Below are 17,430 nucleotides of genomic sequence, written 5' to 3'. Positions count from 1 at the left end.
AGGCGTCTTTTCTGAAGAAGAGACGCCTTTTTTGTTGGCTATTTTTTATCTTTAGATACTTTAATGTTGTGTGAATACAGTGCTTACATGTTTTTCTTGTACGATTTGTTACCGATCACGAAAAGCACCAAAAAAATGGCTAAGCCAAGACAATTAATCCAAAGCGCTAGATGTGGCCACAGCATCATTACAGAAGCAACTAAGGCAATCACTCGAGCAAAGATCGATAGTTTATCTTCTAGGTAACCTTCCATTGCCCCAACGAGAGCGTACATGCCAAATATAGCAAAGACAGTCAATCGCAGAAGTGTTTCTGTATCACCGCCAATTAATGGCGTATAAGCCATTAACAGAGGAACAATATAAAGGCCTTTAGCCAGTTTCCACGCCGTTAGACCTGTTCGCATTGGCGGCGTTTTGGCTATGGCAGCAGCTGCGAACGCGGTTAAGCAAACCGGAGGCGTGACGTTACTGTCTTGGGAAAGCCAAAAGATAATCATGTGGGCTGTGACGAGAATCATCGCCACACTTTGAGCCCCCAATGCTTGATCCATTAACATGCTTTTGAAGTCGTTAGGAACTTGCGCTAATAGAGCTTGAGCTTGCTCCATTGGCATGCCTTGCGCTAATGCTGCAATAGCGGAAGGGTCAACCAGCATGAAGACAGCGCTGGCGGCTTCAGGTAAATTGCCAGCAGACATCATGTCTAATAGTTGGCTTTCAGCGATAAGGTTAAATAGGGCTGGTGCAGATAATGTCCCTAATACAATGTAAGACGCGGTTACAGGTAAGCCCATACCCAAAATCAAAGACGCGATGGCGACTAAAATAATGGTGAAGAACAGGCTGCCACCAGCCCAATTGGTAATTAATAAAGAGAAAGTATTCCCAACGCCTGTGGTACTAATTACGTTAACTACCAAGCCGATACCAACCAGTAGAACGGCGGTAGTAGACATGTTTTTCGCGCCTTGAGCCATGGCATCGATCACGGCAGCAGGCCCCATTCTATGCTTACTAGACAGGAAAGAGGCGGCAATAACGGCCAAAATACTGATGCCAGCGGCGTAGGTCGGTGTAAAACCCTGTACTAACAAGGTAACTAAAACGCCAAGTGGCACAATATGATGCCAGCCATCTTTAAGTACTTGTGAAATTTTGACGGCATCATCGCTTTCTGTGGCGATGACTTTGCTTCGTTTTGCTTCGACACGCACGAAGAATCCAACAGAAAGGAAATACAATAGCGCTGGAATCGCGGCAACACTGATAATAGTGACGTACGACACTTGCGTATAAGAAGCCATAATGAACGCCCCAGCACCCATTACTGGTGGCATCAATTGCCCACCGGTAGACGCGGCGGCTTCTACACCTGCGGCAAATCGTGCTGGAAAGCCAGCTCTGCGCATCAATGGAATAGTGATGACACCAGTGGATACCGTATTCGCCACCGATGAGCCAGAAACAGAGCCCATCAAACCAGAGCCTAGTACCGCGACAAAACCAGGGCCACCGATCATTTTGCTAGCAAGAGATCGAGATAGGTCAATGATAAAGTCGCCCGCACCGGACTTGACTAGAAATGCACCAAATAAAATGAACATGAAGACAAAGCTCCATGAAATACGGGAGATGGAACCGAACATACCGTCGGTGCTAAAAAAGCTACGATACAACAAGGTTTCTAAACTGAGTCCAGGAAAGTTAAACATTCCTCCCAGCCAACTTCCCCATAGCACCACATAAGTTAGTGCGACGATGATCAAAAAAGGGATAAACCAGCCGCTGGTGCGACGAATAAGTTCGAGGGACAGTAAAACCGCGACACTTGAGACAATCCAATCTGAGGTATTGAAGGTGACGCCTCGGGCGTAAAGGGCGTCTTCAAAAAATACAATGTAAAGCACCATTCCTATGAGCGCGAGCACAATAGCGCCATCAAAAAATAGGGCTACCTTGCTGTCTTGCCATTTAGGGTGCGCTGGAATCAGTAAGGCACATAGGGTACCGAAGCCTGCAAAATGAAAAGCAGAGACCCAGAGTTCTGGCAGCGTGGCGATGGTGTTGATGTAAATATGGGCAACAGCTAAGAAAACTGACAGTGTGAATACAAAACGGTTTAGCCAAGGGCCAGAGCGGTGTTTGGTTTCGAAATCTTCAAGATTGACGTCTTGAGGTTCTGTTGGTTGCGATGAAGCAGTCATAGACAGGCTACCTTTGTGTGTGCAAAAAGCGGGTCGTGCAAAGAGGTAAAAAGCGCGCCGTACTTAGGTACGGCGCTAGAACGAGATGGAACCTTGTTATTGAGTGATTAGACGAGCTGGGATGTTAATACCGCGTTCACGATAATAACGAGCCGCACCAGGATGCAATGGCACTGGAAGGCCAGCGATGGCTTTCTCAATTGACATAACGGATGTCGCTTTATGAATAGCGCTTAAATACCCTAAGTTCTCATAAAGTGACTTGGTGAGTTCGTAGACATCGTCATCTGATAAGTCGGCGCGAGTTGCCAAGAAATTTGGTTGAGCAACCGTATTGATGTCTTTCGTTTGACCTGGGTAGGTATTGGCCGGAATGACATAGCGAGTCCACAATTCGTAGTTACCGTTTGCTTCTTTGATTTGCTCGTCCGTGAAATCTAATACTTTGACCTTGTCGCCCATGGAGGCATACAGTCTCGTTACAGCACTGACTGGAACACCTGCAGGTGTGTTCATGCCATCGATATTACCGTTTTGCATTGCATCAGCACTTGCACCGTAGCCCATGTAAGCAAGAGCGAACTTATCTGGGTCAATATTCAGACCTTTAAGCTGCTGACGACCAGAGCCTTCCGTTCCAGAATTTTTAGTACCAATGGAAAACTTATTATTGGTTCCTTCAAGAGCTTTTAAATCTGACATAGTGCCGGTTTTGGTTAGGTCAGTTTTTAGCACAAAATGCTCTACGTTTTGCCAAAGCATGGAAACTGAACGTAATTCAGTCTGTTTGCCTGAGCTTTCAAATGGGCCTTCACCGTCCCAAGCCCAAGCACCATAAAGACCTTGTAAGATGGCAAATTGTGCTTGGTTTTCACGTAGAAGTTTGATGTTCTCGCCGGAACCTGCTGAACTAATGGCAGAAACTGATAAGCCAAATTTAGGCTCTAGTTTTACTTTACTTAAGGTGGCGATAGCGACACCCACTGGGTAATAAGTTCCCCCTGTCGATGCTGTCGCTAAGATATAGTTGCGGTTGTCTGCAGCGGATACACCAGATGCAGATAACGCAATAGCAGCCGCTGTTGCGCTGGTAAGAATCGTTTTAGTAACAAAGCCCAATTTCATATTATTTTTCTCCTATTGATGGGGTGTTGACATACTCTATAGCGATTATCATGCCAAATATATATCTTATTGATTTATAGGTGTTTTATTTTATCCTTAGTATTTCCTTTGTTTTAATATACACATATGCGCTATTTATTGCTTATGGTTGACGTTTCACTGTCGGCAATAAATTGCTTACGATGTAAGCGAGCAAAACCCCTTACAAACATGCTATTTTGTGTCATGGCGTTTGATATCATGAGCAAAATATTGCCGATGGACTTAGAGCGAGAGAATAATGAAACAAGATCATAATATTCGGGTTGTATTGTTTGATTTGGGAAATGTCTTAGTCGACTTAGGTGATGTTTCTGAAATGCATGCTATGTTGAATACGCAAGGTGAGGAATCTGAGGTTTGGTTGAAGTGGTTAAGATCTCCAACCGTCGCTGCCTTTGATTCAGGTAAAATCACTTTTGACCAATTTGCTGATAGCTTATTAAAAGAGGTTGGCAGTAGTATTGATAAGGAAATATTTAAAGCGTCTTTTAAAGCATGGCCAAGAGGATTATTTGACGGCGCGCTTGAATTAGTTGACGCTGTGAAACCTCAATATCATCGTGCTATTTTATCCAATACTAATGCGGCGCATTGGCCGCGCTTAATGGGTGAAATGGGACTGGCTGGTAAATTTCACAGTTATTATGCTTCTCATATGGTGGGGTTTGTAAAGCCGGATGAGGCGATTTATCAGTATGTGATACGACATTTACAAGTGGCGCCTGAGCAGATACTTTTCATTGATGATAATCAGATAAACATTGATACAGCGAATGCATTAGGTATGAAAGCGTTTCGGGTTAAAGGAATAAAGGAGGCGCGTCTAGTGCTTCATCAACATGGGGTGTTGTCCGGCGAGATTATTGCTTGAGATAAGCGGCAATAGAATTGCTTGAAGCCTTAAATTAAGCTGTAGAGGTGTAAATGCTATTTGGTCTAGAGGTTTCTATGCGTACTTTTGATGGGCAATCTTCTACAAGTTATTCGCGGACTCGGCCCATGTATCCGGCTGAGCTTTATTATTGGTTATCACAGCAAGTACCAGCATCAAGTACTGTATGGGATTGTGCATGTGGCACAGGCCAAGCGTCGGTAGATCTTGCTGCGTATTTTGATCGCGTAGAGGCGTCTGATATTAGTGAGTCTCAGGTCACCGCAGCGACACCGCACCGCAAGGTGAATTATCAGGTTTTTCCCGCTGAGAAGACGCTTTATCCCGATGATTATTTCGATGTGGTGTGTGTTGCCCATGCACTACATTGGTTTGATTTAGATGCGTTTTGGGCTGAGCTCAAGCGCGTATTAAAACCCGGCGGAATGTTTGTTTGCTGGGGTTACAACTGGCTGCAGGTTGGTGAAGCAGAAGATAAGGCGATTGCAGAGAATGTCTTGCCGCACCTTGAAACCTATTGGCCTGCTGAAAGCCGTTTGTTGTGGAATCAATATCGTGATATTAAATTTCCCTTTGAATTAATAGAGGTTCCAGCTTTTGAGCTGAACTGTCACTGGTCTGTTACGCAAACGCTGGACTTTATTCGGACTTGGTCTGCGTCTCAATTGCGCATTCAGGAAGAAGGTGATGACTTTTTAGTAAATGCTTCACCTATTATTCGTGACGCTTGGTCTGAGCCAACAAAGAAACAAGAAATACGCTTGCCATTCTTTGTTAAGGCGGGGCGTTTCGCTTAGGTCTGCTTTTGCAATAAGACTAAAGTGGAATAGATTGGAACCTCTGGCAGGTTATAGTAGTTCAGCATCCGAATAAAAAATTTAACAATGGAGCGGGTTATGAAGTCATTATATAGCGCAACCTCAAATGAGGCGGCAAAAAATGCCAATGTGAGTCAAGCAGAATTTGAAAAACGCTATCAAGAATCGATTGAAAACCCAGACGAATTTTGGGGCAAAGAAGGTCAGCGTTTAGATTGGTTTACACCATATACAAAGGTTAAAAATACCTCTTTCAAACGCGGTGAAGTTGACATTAAGTGGTTTGAAGACGGTGAGCTGAATGTAGCTTACAACTGCATTGACCGCCATTTAGCCCACGCCGCAAATAAAGTCGCTTACTACTGTGAAGGCGACCAAGAAAGTGATGAAAAAACCGCAATTACCTATCAGACATTGCATGATGAAGTCGGGCGTTTAGCCAATCTATTGAAGCGCCAAGGCGTTAGTAAAGGCGATCGTGTCGCTATATATATGCCAATGATCCCCCAAGCAGCCTATGCCATGTTGGCGTGTGCTCGAATCGGTGCTATTCACTCTGTTATTTTTGGTGGTTTTTCTGCCAACGCGATCGCTGATCGATTAAATGATTGTGGAGTGAAGCTCGTTATTACCGCAGACGAAGGCCGTCGCGCAGGTAATACTATTCCCCTTAAACATAATGTCGACATGGCCCTAGACAAGAATGCTTGTCCGTCGGTTGAAGGTGTTGTGGTTTATCGCTATACCCAAAAAGATGTACCTTGGTTTGAGGGTCGTGATTTGGATTGGGCGGCTGAAGTAGAAAACGAAAGCACTGAATGTCCAGCTGAGCCCATGAATGCCGAAGACCCGCTGTTTATTCTCTATACTTCAGGTTCAACGGGTAAGCCAAAAGGCGTTGTCCACACAACAGGCGGTTATTTAGTCTATGCCTCGTTAACTCATGAGTTGGTATTTGACCTTAAGCCAGACGATATTTATTGGTGTGCTGCCGATGTAGGGTGGATCACAGGTCACAGTTATATGGTTTATGGGCCACTTGCCAATGGCGCAACCAGCATCTTATTTGAGGGTGTTCCAACCTATCCAGATTCTGGTCGTATCGGTCGCGTGGTAGACAAATTTGGCGTGACTCTTTTATATACTGCACCAACGGCAATTCGTGCTTTGATGGCGAAAGGTGATGAAGCGACTCGCTCCAGCAAACGTGATTCTTTACGAGTGTTGGGTAGTGTCGGTGAACCAATTAACCCTGAAGCGTGGTCTTGGTATTACAACGAAATTGGTAATGCCTCTTGTCCTATTGTTGACACTTGGTGGCAAACAGAAACTGGCGGCATGATGATGTCACCTCGTATTGTTCAAGGTGATGTTAAGCCTGGGTCATGTACTGGTCCTTTGTTCGGTGTGCAGCCTGCCTTGGTTGATGCGCAAGGTGTCTTGCAAGAAGAGCAAGGTGTGTTGGTTGAAGGTGGTTTGGTTATTACCGATTCTTGGCCTGGTCAGGCGCGTACCGTGTATGGCGACCATGAGCGTTTCGAGCAAACTTACTTCAGTACTTTCGAGGGTATGTATTTCACTGGTGACGGTGCTTCTCGCGATGAAGATGGTCATTATTGGATCACTGGCCGTATGGACGATGTATTGAACGTATCAGGGCATCGTCTAGGGACCGCTGAAATTGAAAGTGCGTTAGTTGCTCATCCTTCCGTCGCTGAGGCCGCTATTGTTGGCTACCCTCATGATATTAAAGGGCAAGGCATTTATGTTTATGTTAGTGCTGTCGCTGGTGTGACGCCAGATGAAGAGCTGACTAAGTCATTGAAGCAGTTTGTTCGACAAGAGATTGGGCCCATTGCGACACCAGACCTTATTCAGTGGGCTAGCAAAGGGCTACCGAAAACTAGATCTGGTAAGATCATGCGCCGAATTTTGAGAAAAATTGCTGCGAATGAACATGATCAATTAGGTGATACAAGTACATTAGCTGATCCAAGTGTGGTTGATGATTTAATTGAAAACCGTTTAAATGTGTGACGGTTTACACATTTAAAAGGATACACAGTGATTTCACTTGTTATCGCGGATGATCATCCCTTGTTCCGTAGTGCGCTATGTGGCGCACTACGGTCAGAAATTGAGGGCATTACCATAGTCGAATCCCATGATTTGGATTCGACGTTACAGTGTTTGGATAGTCTAAATGATCTTGATTTGCTGCTGCTGGACTTGAATATGCCGGGAAGCGGTGATTTATATGGGCTCATACGAATTCGTAAAGACTTTCCTGATGTGCCCGTAGCCGTTATTTCTGGTAGCGAAGACACCACCATGGTTGCAAAGGTGATTGATGCTGGCGCTTTGGGGTTTATTCCTAAAACGAGTGAGCCCGCTACTTATGTGCAAGCCATTCATGCGATTTTGGCTGGTGGTATTTGGCTACCTGATGGACTTAGGGAAGAGGTTGCCAAGCAACCTAAGCCTGATTTATCAATGCAGCATAAAGTCACTGAGTTAACGCCCCAGCAATATAAGGTCTTGTGCTATCTGCATGAAGGTCTGTTGAATAAACAAATTGCTTATGAATTGTCTATTTCTGAAGCAACGGTAAAGGCTCATATTACAGCGATTTTCCGTAAATTGGAGATTAATAATAGAACTCAGGCGGTCTTAGTTGCGAGTGATTTGAAGTTGCAAATGAGCGCGACACAAAGCTAATTCTTGTCTTTTTCTGTTTTCTCGCTTTTGCAGTGGCATGAGTCTGGAACTGGATCCATGCCACCTTCGTGCCATGGATGACATTTAGACAATCTTCTCAAGCCAAGCCACACTCCCTTAAAAATTCCAAAGCGTTCAATGGCTTGGATCATATACTGTGAACAGCTAGGATAAAAGCGGCAGTTATTCCCCAATAATGGACTGATTAAAAACTGATAGCCTTTTACTAATAATATGAAGAATCTTTTCATGAGCCGCTTACTTTAGTGAAGTGTTTGATGGTGGGAAGTGTGTCATTTTTGTGTAAATGGTAGCGTCTATTTGTTACTGTAGCGGAAATATATCACAGAATCGATTCTACTATGCCAGATCAACATCTTACTCTTGATGCAATGCAGGTTGTTGCTTATCAAGGCGAGCCTGGGGCTTACTCTCATCTTGCTTGCAAACATACCTTCCCAGATTGGACCAGTATTCACTGTGCGAGCTTTGTTGATGCTTTGCAGATGGTGGAGCGAGGCGATGCTTACTACGCAATGATTCCAGTAGAAAATTCCACCGCTGGTCGAGTGGAAGAAATATATCGAGAACTAAAGCGTACCCAGCTGTATGTGGTGAAAGAGCATTTTGAGCCTGTCAATCATTGTCTGATTGCTCGTCACTCGATGACATTGGATCAAATTACACGAATTGGTAGTCACCCTCAGGCATTGGCGCAATGTGATGCCAATATCAAGGCGTTAGGGGCGAAGAGTCAGGCTATGTATGACACGGCTGGCGCGGCTAAGCATATTGCTGAGTTCGATGAACCCGGCTTGGCGGTTATTTCGTCTGAGTTGGCGGCAGAATTGTATGGTCTAAATGTATTACAAACTTTTTTCAATGATACGGTAGGCAATACAACACGGTTTTTGGTCTTCTCCCGCCAGCAAAAAATGCCCGTTTATGAAGACGGTAAAACCTATATCACTTCTTTTATGTTTCGCGTGCGAAATATCCCTGCTGCACTGTATAAAGCGATGGGCGGTTTTGCGACACAAGGTATTAATATGCTGAAGTTAGAAAGTTATATGGTGAATGGTAATTTCACCGCGACTCAGTTCTATGTAGACGTTGAGGCGCACTTTCAATCATCTTCTATGCAAGCGGCACTTGAAGAGTTGCGTTTCTTCTCTGAAGAAGTGCGGATATTAGGAACCTATTTGGCGGATGATTATAGGTTGAAGTGACAATGATGACTCGTTGGTTATGTGTTAGTTTATGTCTGCCTTTTAGTATGAGTACTTGGGCAGAAATGGATGATTCCTCTTTCAGAGGTGATGCCTTGTATGAAAACACTGCTGGTGGCAGCTTTTCCGATATGAGTGCATATGATGGTTTTTTTGATCATATTCCTGTGGTGGTAACTCCGTCTAAAATGTCTCAACCTAGAGTGGATGTGTCTTCTACTTTATCGGTATTGGATGGTGAGTTCATTCGACGTATTAATATTCAATACGTGGAGGACCTCTTGCAGTTTGTCCCCGGTTTTTCTGTTGCACCTTATAAATCATCCAGCCAAAAAGAAGCCTCATACCACGGTACTCAGTTAGACCAATATCGCCGAATTCAAGTCTTGGTTAATGGGCGCTCTGTTTATAGCGTAGGGCTAGCACGTGTTGAATGGGCGACTTTGCCGCTTAGTATTGAAGATGTTGCTCGTGTGGAGGTTAACCGCGGACCAAATGCTGCCAGTTACGGTATTAACTCGTATTTTGCTGTAGTGAATATTATCACCCGATCTCCTTTAGAGACTCTGGGTGACAGTATTACTGCGTATTCTGGGTCTCGTGGAGATTATCGTTTATATGGGCAGCATAGTGGCTTAAATGGAGATTGGAGTTATCGTGCATCTGCTTCAACAAATGCTGTGCATGGTTTTGATAAAGATTACTACGGTGAAGACAGGCACGATGGCCATCGTTCAACGATGGGAAATGTTTTCATTCAAAAAGAAACGTCAAACAGTTTTTTTGATTTAGATATTGGTGCGAGCTCTTTAAAAGACAAAGTGGATCCTATGCGATATGACATAGGCTCTATATCTGGAGGAAGGGATACCAATAACCCTATGCGCTTGGTCGATCGTGAGCACATTAAGTTCAGTTATAGTAAGCAAGTTTCACCAACGCATGAGCTTAAAGTTCAGTATTACTATGATCAATCTGATTTAGGCGAATATCATGAAGCTCGATTAAATAAAGATTTTTATAATGCGGCCTTCAGTGCTTCAAGCGCTGATGATGTAGACGTTTCATACTTGATTGACCTGTTAGAAACGCGTCATGATATTGAACTTCAGAGCACGTGGGAGGCATCTAAAAAACTTAGGTTAATTTCTGCGATAGGCTATCGTTGGGACGAAGCAGAATCCGAGAGTTTCTTATCTGGAACAGCGAGTGATGAAGTGTTTCGTCTTTCCTCGAATATGGAGTATCGAGCGAGCGATCTTTGGATCGTCAATGCGGGAGCAATGTTCGAGCGTAGTGAAATGGGAGGTGAATTTTTATCTCCTAAGCTTGGTATGACGTATAAACTATCTGAACAGGAGTCAGTTAGATTTAATGTTTCCAAAGCGGTGAGAACGCCAGATTTGTCAGATCAATACTTCAAATGGCATTATGTTTTGTCGAATGGCAAAGAATCGTTCACAAACTACGCAGTGAATGGTGAGGAAGAGGAAAAAATTACCTCTTATGAGCTCGGTTATTATCAATACTGGGCGAGTCATGGTGTTTCTCTTGATGTGAAGCTATATCATGATGAAATTGAGGACATGGTATTAAGTAAGAAATTATTTACCGCTCTTAATGCTGATGCGCCTATCGAAGAGGGTGTGGTCGAAGATGTTAATATCAATGGGCTTGAGCTTGAGCTGGATTGGCGCTTTCGATCTGGTGCTATTACTCGTTTCACCTACGCATATCAAGATACTCAAACAGACAACGCCAGTCTTTTGAAGGCCACAACGCCTGTGATGTTGTCTTTTTTCGGAAGTCTGCCACTAGCGGAGCGTTGGGCTATTCAAAGCTATTACTGGTATGGAAAAGAGTTAGGTGGAAAAGATTACGAGCTTCTCAATACTTGGTTGTCTTATCGATTGTCTTTAGGAGGATACTCAAAAGCAACCATGGGTTTTGGGGCAGAAACGCGTTTGGATAATAACGCACTGGTTTCTAAGCACAATAATATAACGGAAGATACGTTTGCTTATGTTTACACGAATATCACTTTCTAGCTTGGATAAATAGAAAAGTGAAAAGGATTTTTTCTATTATTTTTTTGCTGCTGACATCCATGCACGTGTCTGCAGCGATTTATATAGTCCATGATATTGAAGAAAGTTCAGTACGTTCTCTATCATTCCAACTTTCTAAATTACTGCCTGAAGACAGTCAGCTGATCCCAGTGCGTCGTTCTTTATTTCTGCAAAATGTGTCTTCTCTGAAAGAAGAAGACGTTATGGTGGCAATTGGAGTGGATAGCTTTAGTCAAGTTTGCTCATCAGTATCTGAAGGGGCGGTTATGGCTATTTTCATCGGTAAAGAGGAATACCTTAAAGCCCAAGCGCAATGTTCAATACCGAATACAGCGGTATTTTCCGGAGCGCCTTTGGATAAACGATTAGCATTGCTAAAAGCGGTTTGGTTTGACCGTAAACCACTGGCTATGCTCTACAGTGATAATCTCTTGGTTGATGAGCAAGAAATGCAAGATCAGGCTGCTCAATATGGTTTTGAGTTCCAGTTTATGAAAACAGAAAGCGACCGACTCTCTGTTTTGAAGGCCATCAATTTTGTTTTAGAAGATTCAATCATGGTGTTTTCATTGGTTGATACGGAGCTTTATAAGAATCGTATAGCTCAGGATGTATTAAAGTTACTGTTTCATAAGCAACGTGTCATGATTGGCCCGTCTTTCGCTTTTGTTCGAGCGGGTTCTTTATTTGCTGTTTATTCTGATACAGGCACCAAGCTAGGCATATTGGCCAATCAAATTGGCGTATGGCAGACAAGAGAGATTCTTTTGCCTGCTGTATACCCTGACAAGTTGCGGGTGAGTTTTAATCCTTATCTCATCAAATCTCACGGTGTCGTATTGCCGTCCCCTTCTTATTTGAAAGATAAATATGGTCTTTGTTCGGAAACGGCATGTTAGTGCTTACTGTAAAAAACGTTTTACCAGGCTGGTAAAGGGGAGTGGCTTTTCTGCATGTAGCCAATGACCAGCGTCTGTGATGATTTTAAAGCTGGCATTAGGGAAAAGAGCCATGATCGCTTCTTGGTGTTGTGCCACGATATAATCTGAGTTCTCGCCTTTGATAAATAGCGTTGGTATGTCTACTACATTTTCCATAACTGGCTTTTCTAGGATGGTAGAATAACTATCTGCTATGTTGTTGACAGAGAGCTCCAGAGTAAAGCCTTGCTCACTTCTCACTAGGTTTTTCAGTAAGAACTGTCTGACTGCTAAATTTGATTCGTATGAGCTTAGCAGGGCATCGGCTTCTTTTCTTGAGGCTGGCTGTGATTTCTCAATAGCCTTTAATCCTTCTAAGATACGGGTATGACTTGGTTGGTAATCAACTGGAGAGATATCAACCACGATGAGTTTTTCAATTTTTCCCACAGGTGCGTTTGCAGCCATCTGCATAGCGACTTTTCCACCCATTGAGTGGCCGAGAAGGTAAAAAGTGTTTATTTTATTGAGCTCAGCCCAGTCGAATATCGCTTCTGCCATTTTTGGATAGCTGGCATCAGACATACTGTCTGATTTACCATGGTTAGGAAGATCGATACAGTGCACTGTGAAATGTTCAGCCAAGCTTTGTGCAATGGAGTGCCAGTTGTCAGCATTACCAAATAAACCATGTATGACAATAAGATTTGGGCCAGATGAGCCATATTGCTTTGCGTGTATCATAGGAGCCTTGTGTGGAAGTGAATATAGATACATTGTATCAAGTCTTGGAAAGTTTCGTCCCTATAGAATCAAGGTAGTTGTTTGAATGTTAGACACGTTTTTTATAAAGAGCTTGAAACATCCTTTGCGGATTACAGCAGTGGTGATCGATAAATTGGGCATTAAAGCCAATTGGATTACTTTGTTTGGCTTTGCTTTTGGCATGATGGTGTTGCCTGCTTTGTATTTTGGAAATACGTCATTGGCGTTGCTGTGCGTGATCATTAATAGAGTGATGGATGGTTTAGATGGTGCTGTGGCAAGAGTGCAGGGGCCCACCGATTTAGGCGGATATTTAGACATCACTTTGGATTTTATTTTTTATTCAGCGGTGATTTTTGGTTTTGCTTTGATGAATCCGTTGGAGAACGCGCTAGCCGCGAGCTTTTTGATTTTTTCTTTTATGGGAACGGGGAGTAGTTTTTTAGCGTTTGCTATCATGGCAGAGAAGCAAAAAATAGAGCGCTTAGACTATGGTCGTAAATCGCTGTATTTTTTAGGTGGTCTAGCGGAAGGGACAGAAACCATAGCGTTGCTAATATTGATTTGTTTGTTCCCAAGTTACTTTGCTGTCATGGCGTATGTTTTCGGTTTGATGTGTTGGATAACGACGGCAACCCGAATTTATGCAGGTTACCGAACATTATCTTAAACTCTCAGTGCAAGCTTTAATCGAAAAAAGCGATTTCAATGTCACTTTTGACAATAGCACAGCAAGCTAACAAATAACCGCTTTGCACCCACGCTAGAGGCTCAAATGGGTACATAACATTTCCCCATAAGAGCTTGATTGAGCACGAAGAGCAATATCCCTCACGACACTGGTATTCAACGTGAATACCAGCTCGTTCAAGTTGTACCAGTAAGGGCTCATCCTCTGTGACAAGAATTTGTTTTTTCCCTAAGAGTACGCGATGTACTTGGTCTTTTTTTTCTGGGGCTTTGGGATCAGAGGTCGAAGTCATCAAAGTCTGAATCGTCTAAGCTATTGTCCGTTTGTCCTACTAGGTAAGAGCTGATTTCTGCTTCTTGTGGGGCAACTTGAACATTATCACTCACCAACCAAGCGTTTATCCAAGGGATTGGGTTGTGTTTGGTGTCGAAACAAGTTTCAAGTCCAACCGCTTGCATACGTACGTTAGTAATGTATTCAACATATTGGCCTAAAATTTGAGAGTTAAGACCGATCATTGAGCCGTCTTTGAATAGGTATTTTGCCCATTCTTTTTCTTGTTCCGCCGCTTCGATGAAGATTTGGCGAACCTCGTTTTGGCATTCTTCAGCAATCACCGCCATCTCTGGGTCATCTCTACCGGAAGCCATTAGGTTCAACATGTGCTGAGTGCCTGTTAAATGCAAGGCTTCATCACGAGCGATCAGCTTGATAATCTTAGCGTTGCCTTCCATTAGAGTGCGTTCAGCAAAGGCGAAGCTACAAGCAAAGCTTACATAGAAGCGAATCGCTTCTAACACATTGACGGAAGCAATTGTCAGGTAAAGGGCCTTTTTAAGTTTAGGCATAGAAATTTCAATTTCGCCTTTACCTGGAATATCAAAGGTTCCCATGCCCATGGTGTTGTACAAATTGACCATTTCAATTAGACGGTCATAGTAGATAGAAACACTATCAGCACGTTTGGTTATTTCTTCATTTGTCACAATATCATCAAAAATCTTGGTGGGATCGTTAACGATGTTACGAATGATGTGTGTGTAGGAACGGCTGTGAATCGTTTCACTGAAAGACCACGTCTCGATCCACGTTTCTAATTCAGGCAAAGAGACAATCGGTAATAAAGCAACGTTTGGCGAGCGACCTTGCACGCTGTCTAGCAGAGTTTGGTACTTAAGGTTACTTAAGAAGATGTGTTGTTCGTGCTCTTCTAAACGTTGAAAGTCTTTGCGATCAGTAGATAGATCGACTTCTTCAGGGCGCCAAAAGAAAGACAATTGCTTTTCGATTAGCTTTTCAAAAATAGGATGCTTTTGCTGATCATAGCGAGCAACGTTGACATTTTCACCAAAGAACATAGGTTCTTTTGTGCTATCGAAGTGCTTGCGGTTGAAAGTCGAGTAACTCATGTTTCAGGGTATTCCTCAAAAGCGTAGGGCATGTTCAATAAGAAAATGCCCTAGTTATTAATAGATTTTAGGTTTCATTAAAGCAGTAAACGTAGCAAAGCCTCATCCATATGAGGCTCTGCTTGTCAGATCATGCAACAGATCTGTGTGCGATGGCTGACCGATTAGATTTTGCAAGCACCGCCAGCACAATCGTCCATGTCTTCTTGTTTATCATCAGCACCATCGCGAGTGTTATGGTAGTAAAGGGTTTTTACACCAAGTTTGTAAGCGGTTAGTAGGTCTTTCAAAATGACCTTCATTGGTACCTTTTGTGACTCAAATTTTTGAGGATCATAGTTGGTGTTAGCAGAGATCGCTTGATCGACAAATTTTTGCATGATACCAACTAATTGTAGATAGCCATCGTTTGATGGGATAGTCCACAACAGCTCATAGTTGTCCTTTAGACGTTCAAATTCAGGAACTACTTGCTTTAAAATACCGTCTTTACTTGCTTTAACAGACACGAAACCACGAGGAGGCTCGATACCGTTAGTTGCGTTGCTGATCTGAGAAGACGTTTCTGATGGCATCAATGCTGTCAGTGTTGAGTTACGTAGACCGTGAGCAACGATCTCAGAACGTAACGTTTCCCAATCATAGATCAATTCGTTAGAAACAATGTTATCGATTTCTTTTTTGTAAGAGTCGATTGGCAAGATGCCTTTAGAGTATGTTGTTTCGTTAAAAGCCAAGCATGGACCAAACTCTTTCGCTAGCTTGTTAGAGGCTTTCAATAAGAAGTACTGAATTGCTTCAAACGTTTTATGAGTGAGCTCGTTTGCGCTGCCGTCAGAGTATTTAACACCGTTTTTCGCCAAGTAGTAAGCGTAGTTAATAACACCTACACCTAATGTGCGGCGTAGTTCAGTTGCACGTTGTGCTGCTGGAATTGGGTAGTTTTGGTAATCCAACAGTGCATCTAGTGCACGGACGATCAGCTCAGACAATTCTTCAAGCTCGTCTAGGTTCTCTAGGGCACCTAGGTTAAACGCAGATAATGTACAAAGTGCAATCTCGCCTTCTGGGTCATCAATGCGATTTAGTGGTTTGGTTGGAAGCGCGATCTCCAAACACAAGTTACTTTGTTTGACTGGTGCAACTTTGGGATCGAATGGGCTGTGAGTATTACAATGATCCACGTTCTGTAGGTATATACGGCCAGTGCTTGCACGCTCAGAAGCAAACAAAGTAAACAACTCTGTTGCTTTAACGGTTTGCTTGCGGATAGAAGGATCTTGCTCATACATGGTGTATAGGCGATCGAATTCTTCTTGATCGGCAAAGAAGGCGTCGTATAGACCTGGGACGTCAGAGGGGCTAAATAGCGTTATGTTACCGCCTTTAATCAAACGTTGGTACATTAAACGGTTGAACTGAACGCCATAGTCTAAGTGGCGAACGCGGTTTTCTTCTACACCACGGTTGTTTTTTAATACTAGTAGGCTTTCGACTTCAAGGTGCCAGATTGGATAGAAAACAGTCGCTGCACCACCACGAACACCACCTTGAGAACAGCTTTTTACGGCGGTTTGGAAATGTTTGTAGAATGGGATGCAGCCAGTATGGAAGGCTTCGCCACCACGAATAGCGCTACCCAATGCACGAATAGCCCCTGCATTTACACCAATACCGGCACGTTGACTGACGTATTTGACGATAGCGCTGGATGTTGCATTGATGGAGTCTAAGGAATCACCACACTCAATTAGGACACAGCTACTAAACTGGCGTGTCGGCGTACGGATGCCAGACATGATAGGTGTTGGTAATGAAATCTTAAATTTAGAAACGGCATCGTAGAAACGGCGAATAAGATTCAAGCGATCTTTTGAGTCGTACTCAGCAAACAAGCAAGCAGCAACTAGGATGTAGATAAACTGAGGGCTTTCGTAAATATCGCCGCTTACACGGTTTTGTACTAGATATTTACCTTCAAGCTGTTTGACGGCCGCGTAGGAGAAATTCATGTCACGAGAATGGTCAATGAATTCATTCAGCTGATTGAAATCTTCTTCAGAATACTTGTCTAGCAATTGAGCGTCATATCGCTTTTGTTGAACTAGGTTTTTTACATGCGCATAAAGGTGTGGAGGCTCAAAATCACCAAAAGCTTTTTTACGTAAGTGAAAGATAGCTAAGCGAGCAGCCAGATATTGGTAATCAGGCGTATGTTCAGAAATCAAGTCTGCAGCAGACTTGATTAGAGTTTCGTGAATGTCTGTAGTTCGAATGCCCTCAAAGAACTGAATTCGTGCTTTTAGCTCTACTTGGGAAACGGAAACATTGTCTAGACCTTCAGCCGCCCATGCGATGACTTTATGAATCTTGTCTAGGTTGATGTTTTCCGTCGTCCCGTTACGTTTAGTAACTGTGAGAGTACTCATGCATTGACTTCCCATTAGTGCGATATAAAAAGAGGTGGTTTACTCTATGTAGTGTGTTTGTTTTGGTTAACATACTACATATAGTGTTTTGTTAATAATCTGTGGTGAACAATAGT

Annotated in this window: 15 protein-coding genes; 8 read left to right on the top strand and 7 right to left on the bottom strand. The window is 43.2% G+C overall.

What is annotated here, in order from left to right; all coding sequences use genetic code 11:
- Positions 1-83: 83 nt before the first annotated feature.
- A complete protein-coding gene (locus KDW99_RS13945) occupies positions 84-2,207 on the bottom strand; it encodes a TRAP transporter permease (protein ID WP_255825581.1) in 2,124 nt (707 codons plus the stop codon).
- Positions 2,208-2,303: 96 nt separating this feature from the next.
- On the bottom strand, positions 2,304-3,332 hold the full coding sequence (locus KDW99_RS13940) for a TAXI family TRAP transporter solute-binding subunit (protein WP_255825579.1): 1,029 nt from the start codon (positions 3,330-3,332) through the stop codon (positions 2,304-2,306).
- Positions 3,333-3,612: 280 nt separating this feature from the next.
- Between KDW99_RS13940 and KDW99_RS13935 the strand changes: the two genes are divergently transcribed.
- The 4 genes from KDW99_RS13935 (at position 3,613) to KDW99_RS13920 (ending at position 7,802) form a co-directional block, all read left to right on the top strand.
- Positions 3,613-4,245 (top strand): HAD family hydrolase, encoded by a 633-nt coding sequence (locus tag KDW99_RS13935; RefSeq protein ID WP_255825577.1) that lies wholly within the window; start codon positions 3,613-3,615, stop codon positions 4,243-4,245.
- Between the two features lie 53 nt (positions 4,246-4,298).
- A complete protein-coding gene (locus KDW99_RS13930) occupies positions 4,299-5,063 on the top strand; it encodes a class I SAM-dependent methyltransferase (RefSeq protein ID WP_255825575.1) in 765 nt (254 codons plus the stop codon).
- Positions 5,064-5,162: 99 nt separating this feature from the next.
- Positions 5,163-7,121, top strand: a complete 1,959-nt coding sequence (gene acs / locus KDW99_RS13925; RefSeq protein ID WP_255825573.1) for an acetate--CoA ligase — start codon at positions 5,163-5,165, stop codon at positions 7,119-7,121.
- Between the two features lie 27 nt (positions 7,122-7,148).
- Positions 7,149-7,802: a LuxR C-terminal-related transcriptional regulator gene (locus KDW99_RS13920; RefSeq protein ID WP_255825571.1), complete on the top strand. Its 654-nt coding sequence runs from the start codon at positions 7,149-7,151 to the stop codon at positions 7,800-7,802.
- Here KDW99_RS13920 and yidD read toward each other — a convergent pair.
- Positions 7,799-8,053: a membrane protein insertion efficiency factor YidD gene (gene yidD / locus KDW99_RS13915; protein ID WP_255825569.1), complete on the bottom strand. Its 255-nt coding sequence runs from the start codon at positions 8,051-8,053 to the stop codon at positions 7,799-7,801. The two genes, KDW99_RS13920 and yidD, sit on opposite strands and share 4 nt — an antisense overlap.
- A 111-nt stretch (positions 8,054-8,164) precedes the next feature.
- Here yidD and KDW99_RS13910 point away from each other — a divergent pair, with 111 nt between their 5' ends.
- From KDW99_RS13910 to KDW99_RS13900, 3 genes are read left to right on the top strand one after another with little or no spacing between them, the layout of a single operon-like run.
- Entirely contained in the window at positions 8,165-9,031 is an 867-nt protein-coding gene (locus tag KDW99_RS13910; protein ID WP_255825567.1) for a prephenate dehydratase, read from the top strand.
- A 5-nt stretch (positions 9,032-9,036) separates the two neighbouring features.
- Positions 9,037-11,079, top strand: a complete 2,043-nt coding sequence (locus KDW99_RS13905; protein ID WP_255825565.1) for a TonB-dependent receptor plug domain-containing protein — start codon at positions 9,037-9,039, stop codon at positions 11,077-11,079.
- 17 nt (positions 11,080-11,096) lie between these two features.
- On the top strand, positions 11,097-11,999 hold the full coding sequence (locus KDW99_RS13900; protein WP_255825563.1) for a hypothetical protein: 903 nt from the start codon (positions 11,097-11,099) through the stop codon (positions 11,997-11,999).
- Positions 12,000-12,002: 3 nt separating this feature from the next.
- Here the strand turns inward: KDW99_RS13900 and KDW99_RS13895 are convergent, their stop codons facing one another.
- On the bottom strand, positions 12,003-12,764 hold the full coding sequence (locus KDW99_RS13895) for an alpha/beta fold hydrolase (protein ID WP_255825561.1): 762 nt from the start codon (positions 12,762-12,764) through the stop codon (positions 12,003-12,005).
- Positions 12,765-12,849: 85 nt separating this feature from the next.
- Between KDW99_RS13895 and KDW99_RS13890 the strand changes: the two genes are divergently transcribed.
- Complete coding sequence (locus tag KDW99_RS13890) at positions 12,850-13,455, top strand: CDP-alcohol phosphatidyltransferase family protein (RefSeq protein WP_255825559.1); 606 nt, start codon at positions 12,850-12,852, stop codon at positions 13,453-13,455.
- Between the two features lie 16 nt (positions 13,456-13,471).
- Here KDW99_RS13890 and yfaE read toward each other — a convergent pair whose 3' ends face one another.
- The 3 genes from yfaE to nrdA form a co-directional block, all read right to left on the bottom strand.
- A complete protein-coding gene (yfaE, locus tag KDW99_RS13885; RefSeq protein ID WP_255825557.1) occupies positions 13,472-13,768 on the bottom strand; it encodes a class I ribonucleotide reductase maintenance protein YfaE in 297 nt (98 codons plus the stop codon).
- The gene (nrdB, locus tag KDW99_RS13880; protein ID WP_255825555.1) at positions 13,752-14,885 is read right to left on the bottom strand and encodes a class Ia ribonucleoside-diphosphate reductase subunit beta; all 1,134 of its coding nucleotides are present in this window, start codon (positions 14,883-14,885) and stop codon (positions 13,752-13,754) included. The genes yfaE and nrdB overlap by 17 nt, the downstream gene beginning before the upstream one ends.
- Positions 14,886-15,049: 164 nt before the next feature.
- The gene (gene nrdA / locus KDW99_RS13875; protein WP_255825553.1) at positions 15,050-17,314 is read right to left on the bottom strand and encodes a class 1a ribonucleoside-diphosphate reductase subunit alpha; all 2,265 of its coding nucleotides are present in this window, start codon (positions 17,312-17,314) and stop codon (positions 15,050-15,052) included.
- Positions 17,315-17,430 lie beyond the last annotated feature (116 nt).

This window comes from Marinomonas rhizomae (genome assembly GCF_024397855.1).
GTDB classification, from domain to species: domain Bacteria; phylum Pseudomonadota; class Gammaproteobacteria; order Pseudomonadales; family Marinomonadaceae; genus Marinomonas; species Marinomonas rhizomae_A.
Note: the sequence above shows the minus strand (reverse complement) of the source record. Positions and strands in the feature narration are given on the sequence as shown.

What these genes read in the sequence shown, in the direction of transcription:
- nrdA (WP_255825553.1), bottom strand. Translation starts at nt 17,314, where the DNA reads ATGAGTACTCTCACAGTTACTAAACGTAACGGGACGACGGAAAACATC.
- KDW99_RS13945 (WP_255825581.1), bottom strand. Translation starts at nt 2,207, where the DNA reads ATGACTGCTTCATCGCAACCAACAGAACCTCAAGACGTCAATCTTGAA.
- KDW99_RS13935 (WP_255825577.1), top strand. Translation starts at nt 3,613, where the DNA reads ATGAAACAAGATCATAATATTCGGGTTGTATTGTTTGATTTGGGAAAT.
- KDW99_RS13940 (WP_255825579.1), bottom strand. Translation starts at nt 3,332, where the DNA reads ATGAAATTGGGCTTTGTTACTAAAACGATTCTTACCAGCGCAACAGCG.
- KDW99_RS13895 (WP_255825561.1), bottom strand. Translation starts at nt 12,764, where the DNA reads ATGATACACGCAAAGCAATATGGCTCATCTGGCCCAAATCTTATTGTC.
- KDW99_RS13930 (WP_255825575.1), top strand. Translation starts at nt 4,299, where the DNA reads ATGCTATTTGGTCTAGAGGTTTCTATGCGTACTTTTGATGGGCAATCT.
- nrdB (WP_255825555.1), bottom strand. Translation starts at nt 14,885, where the DNA reads ATGAGTTACTCGACTTTCAACCGCAAGCACTTCGATAGCACAAAAGAA.
- yidD (WP_255825569.1), bottom strand. Translation starts at nt 8,053, where the DNA reads ATGAAAAGATTCTTCATATTATTAGTAAAAGGCTATCAGTTTTTAATC.
- acs (WP_255825573.1), top strand. Translation starts at nt 5,163, where the DNA reads ATGAAGTCATTATATAGCGCAACCTCAAATGAGGCGGCAAAAAATGCC.
- KDW99_RS13905 (WP_255825565.1), top strand. Translation starts at nt 9,037, where the DNA reads ATGACTCGTTGGTTATGTGTTAGTTTATGTCTGCCTTTTAGTATGAGT.
- yfaE (WP_255825557.1), bottom strand. Translation starts at nt 13,768, where the DNA reads ATGACTTCGACCTCTGATCCCAAAGCCCCAGAAAAAAAAGACCAAGTA.
- KDW99_RS13910 (WP_255825567.1), top strand. Translation starts at nt 8,165, where the DNA reads ATGCCAGATCAACATCTTACTCTTGATGCAATGCAGGTTGTTGCTTAT.
- KDW99_RS13890 (WP_255825559.1), top strand. Translation starts at nt 12,850, where the DNA reads ATGTTAGACACGTTTTTTATAAAGAGCTTGAAACATCCTTTGCGGATT.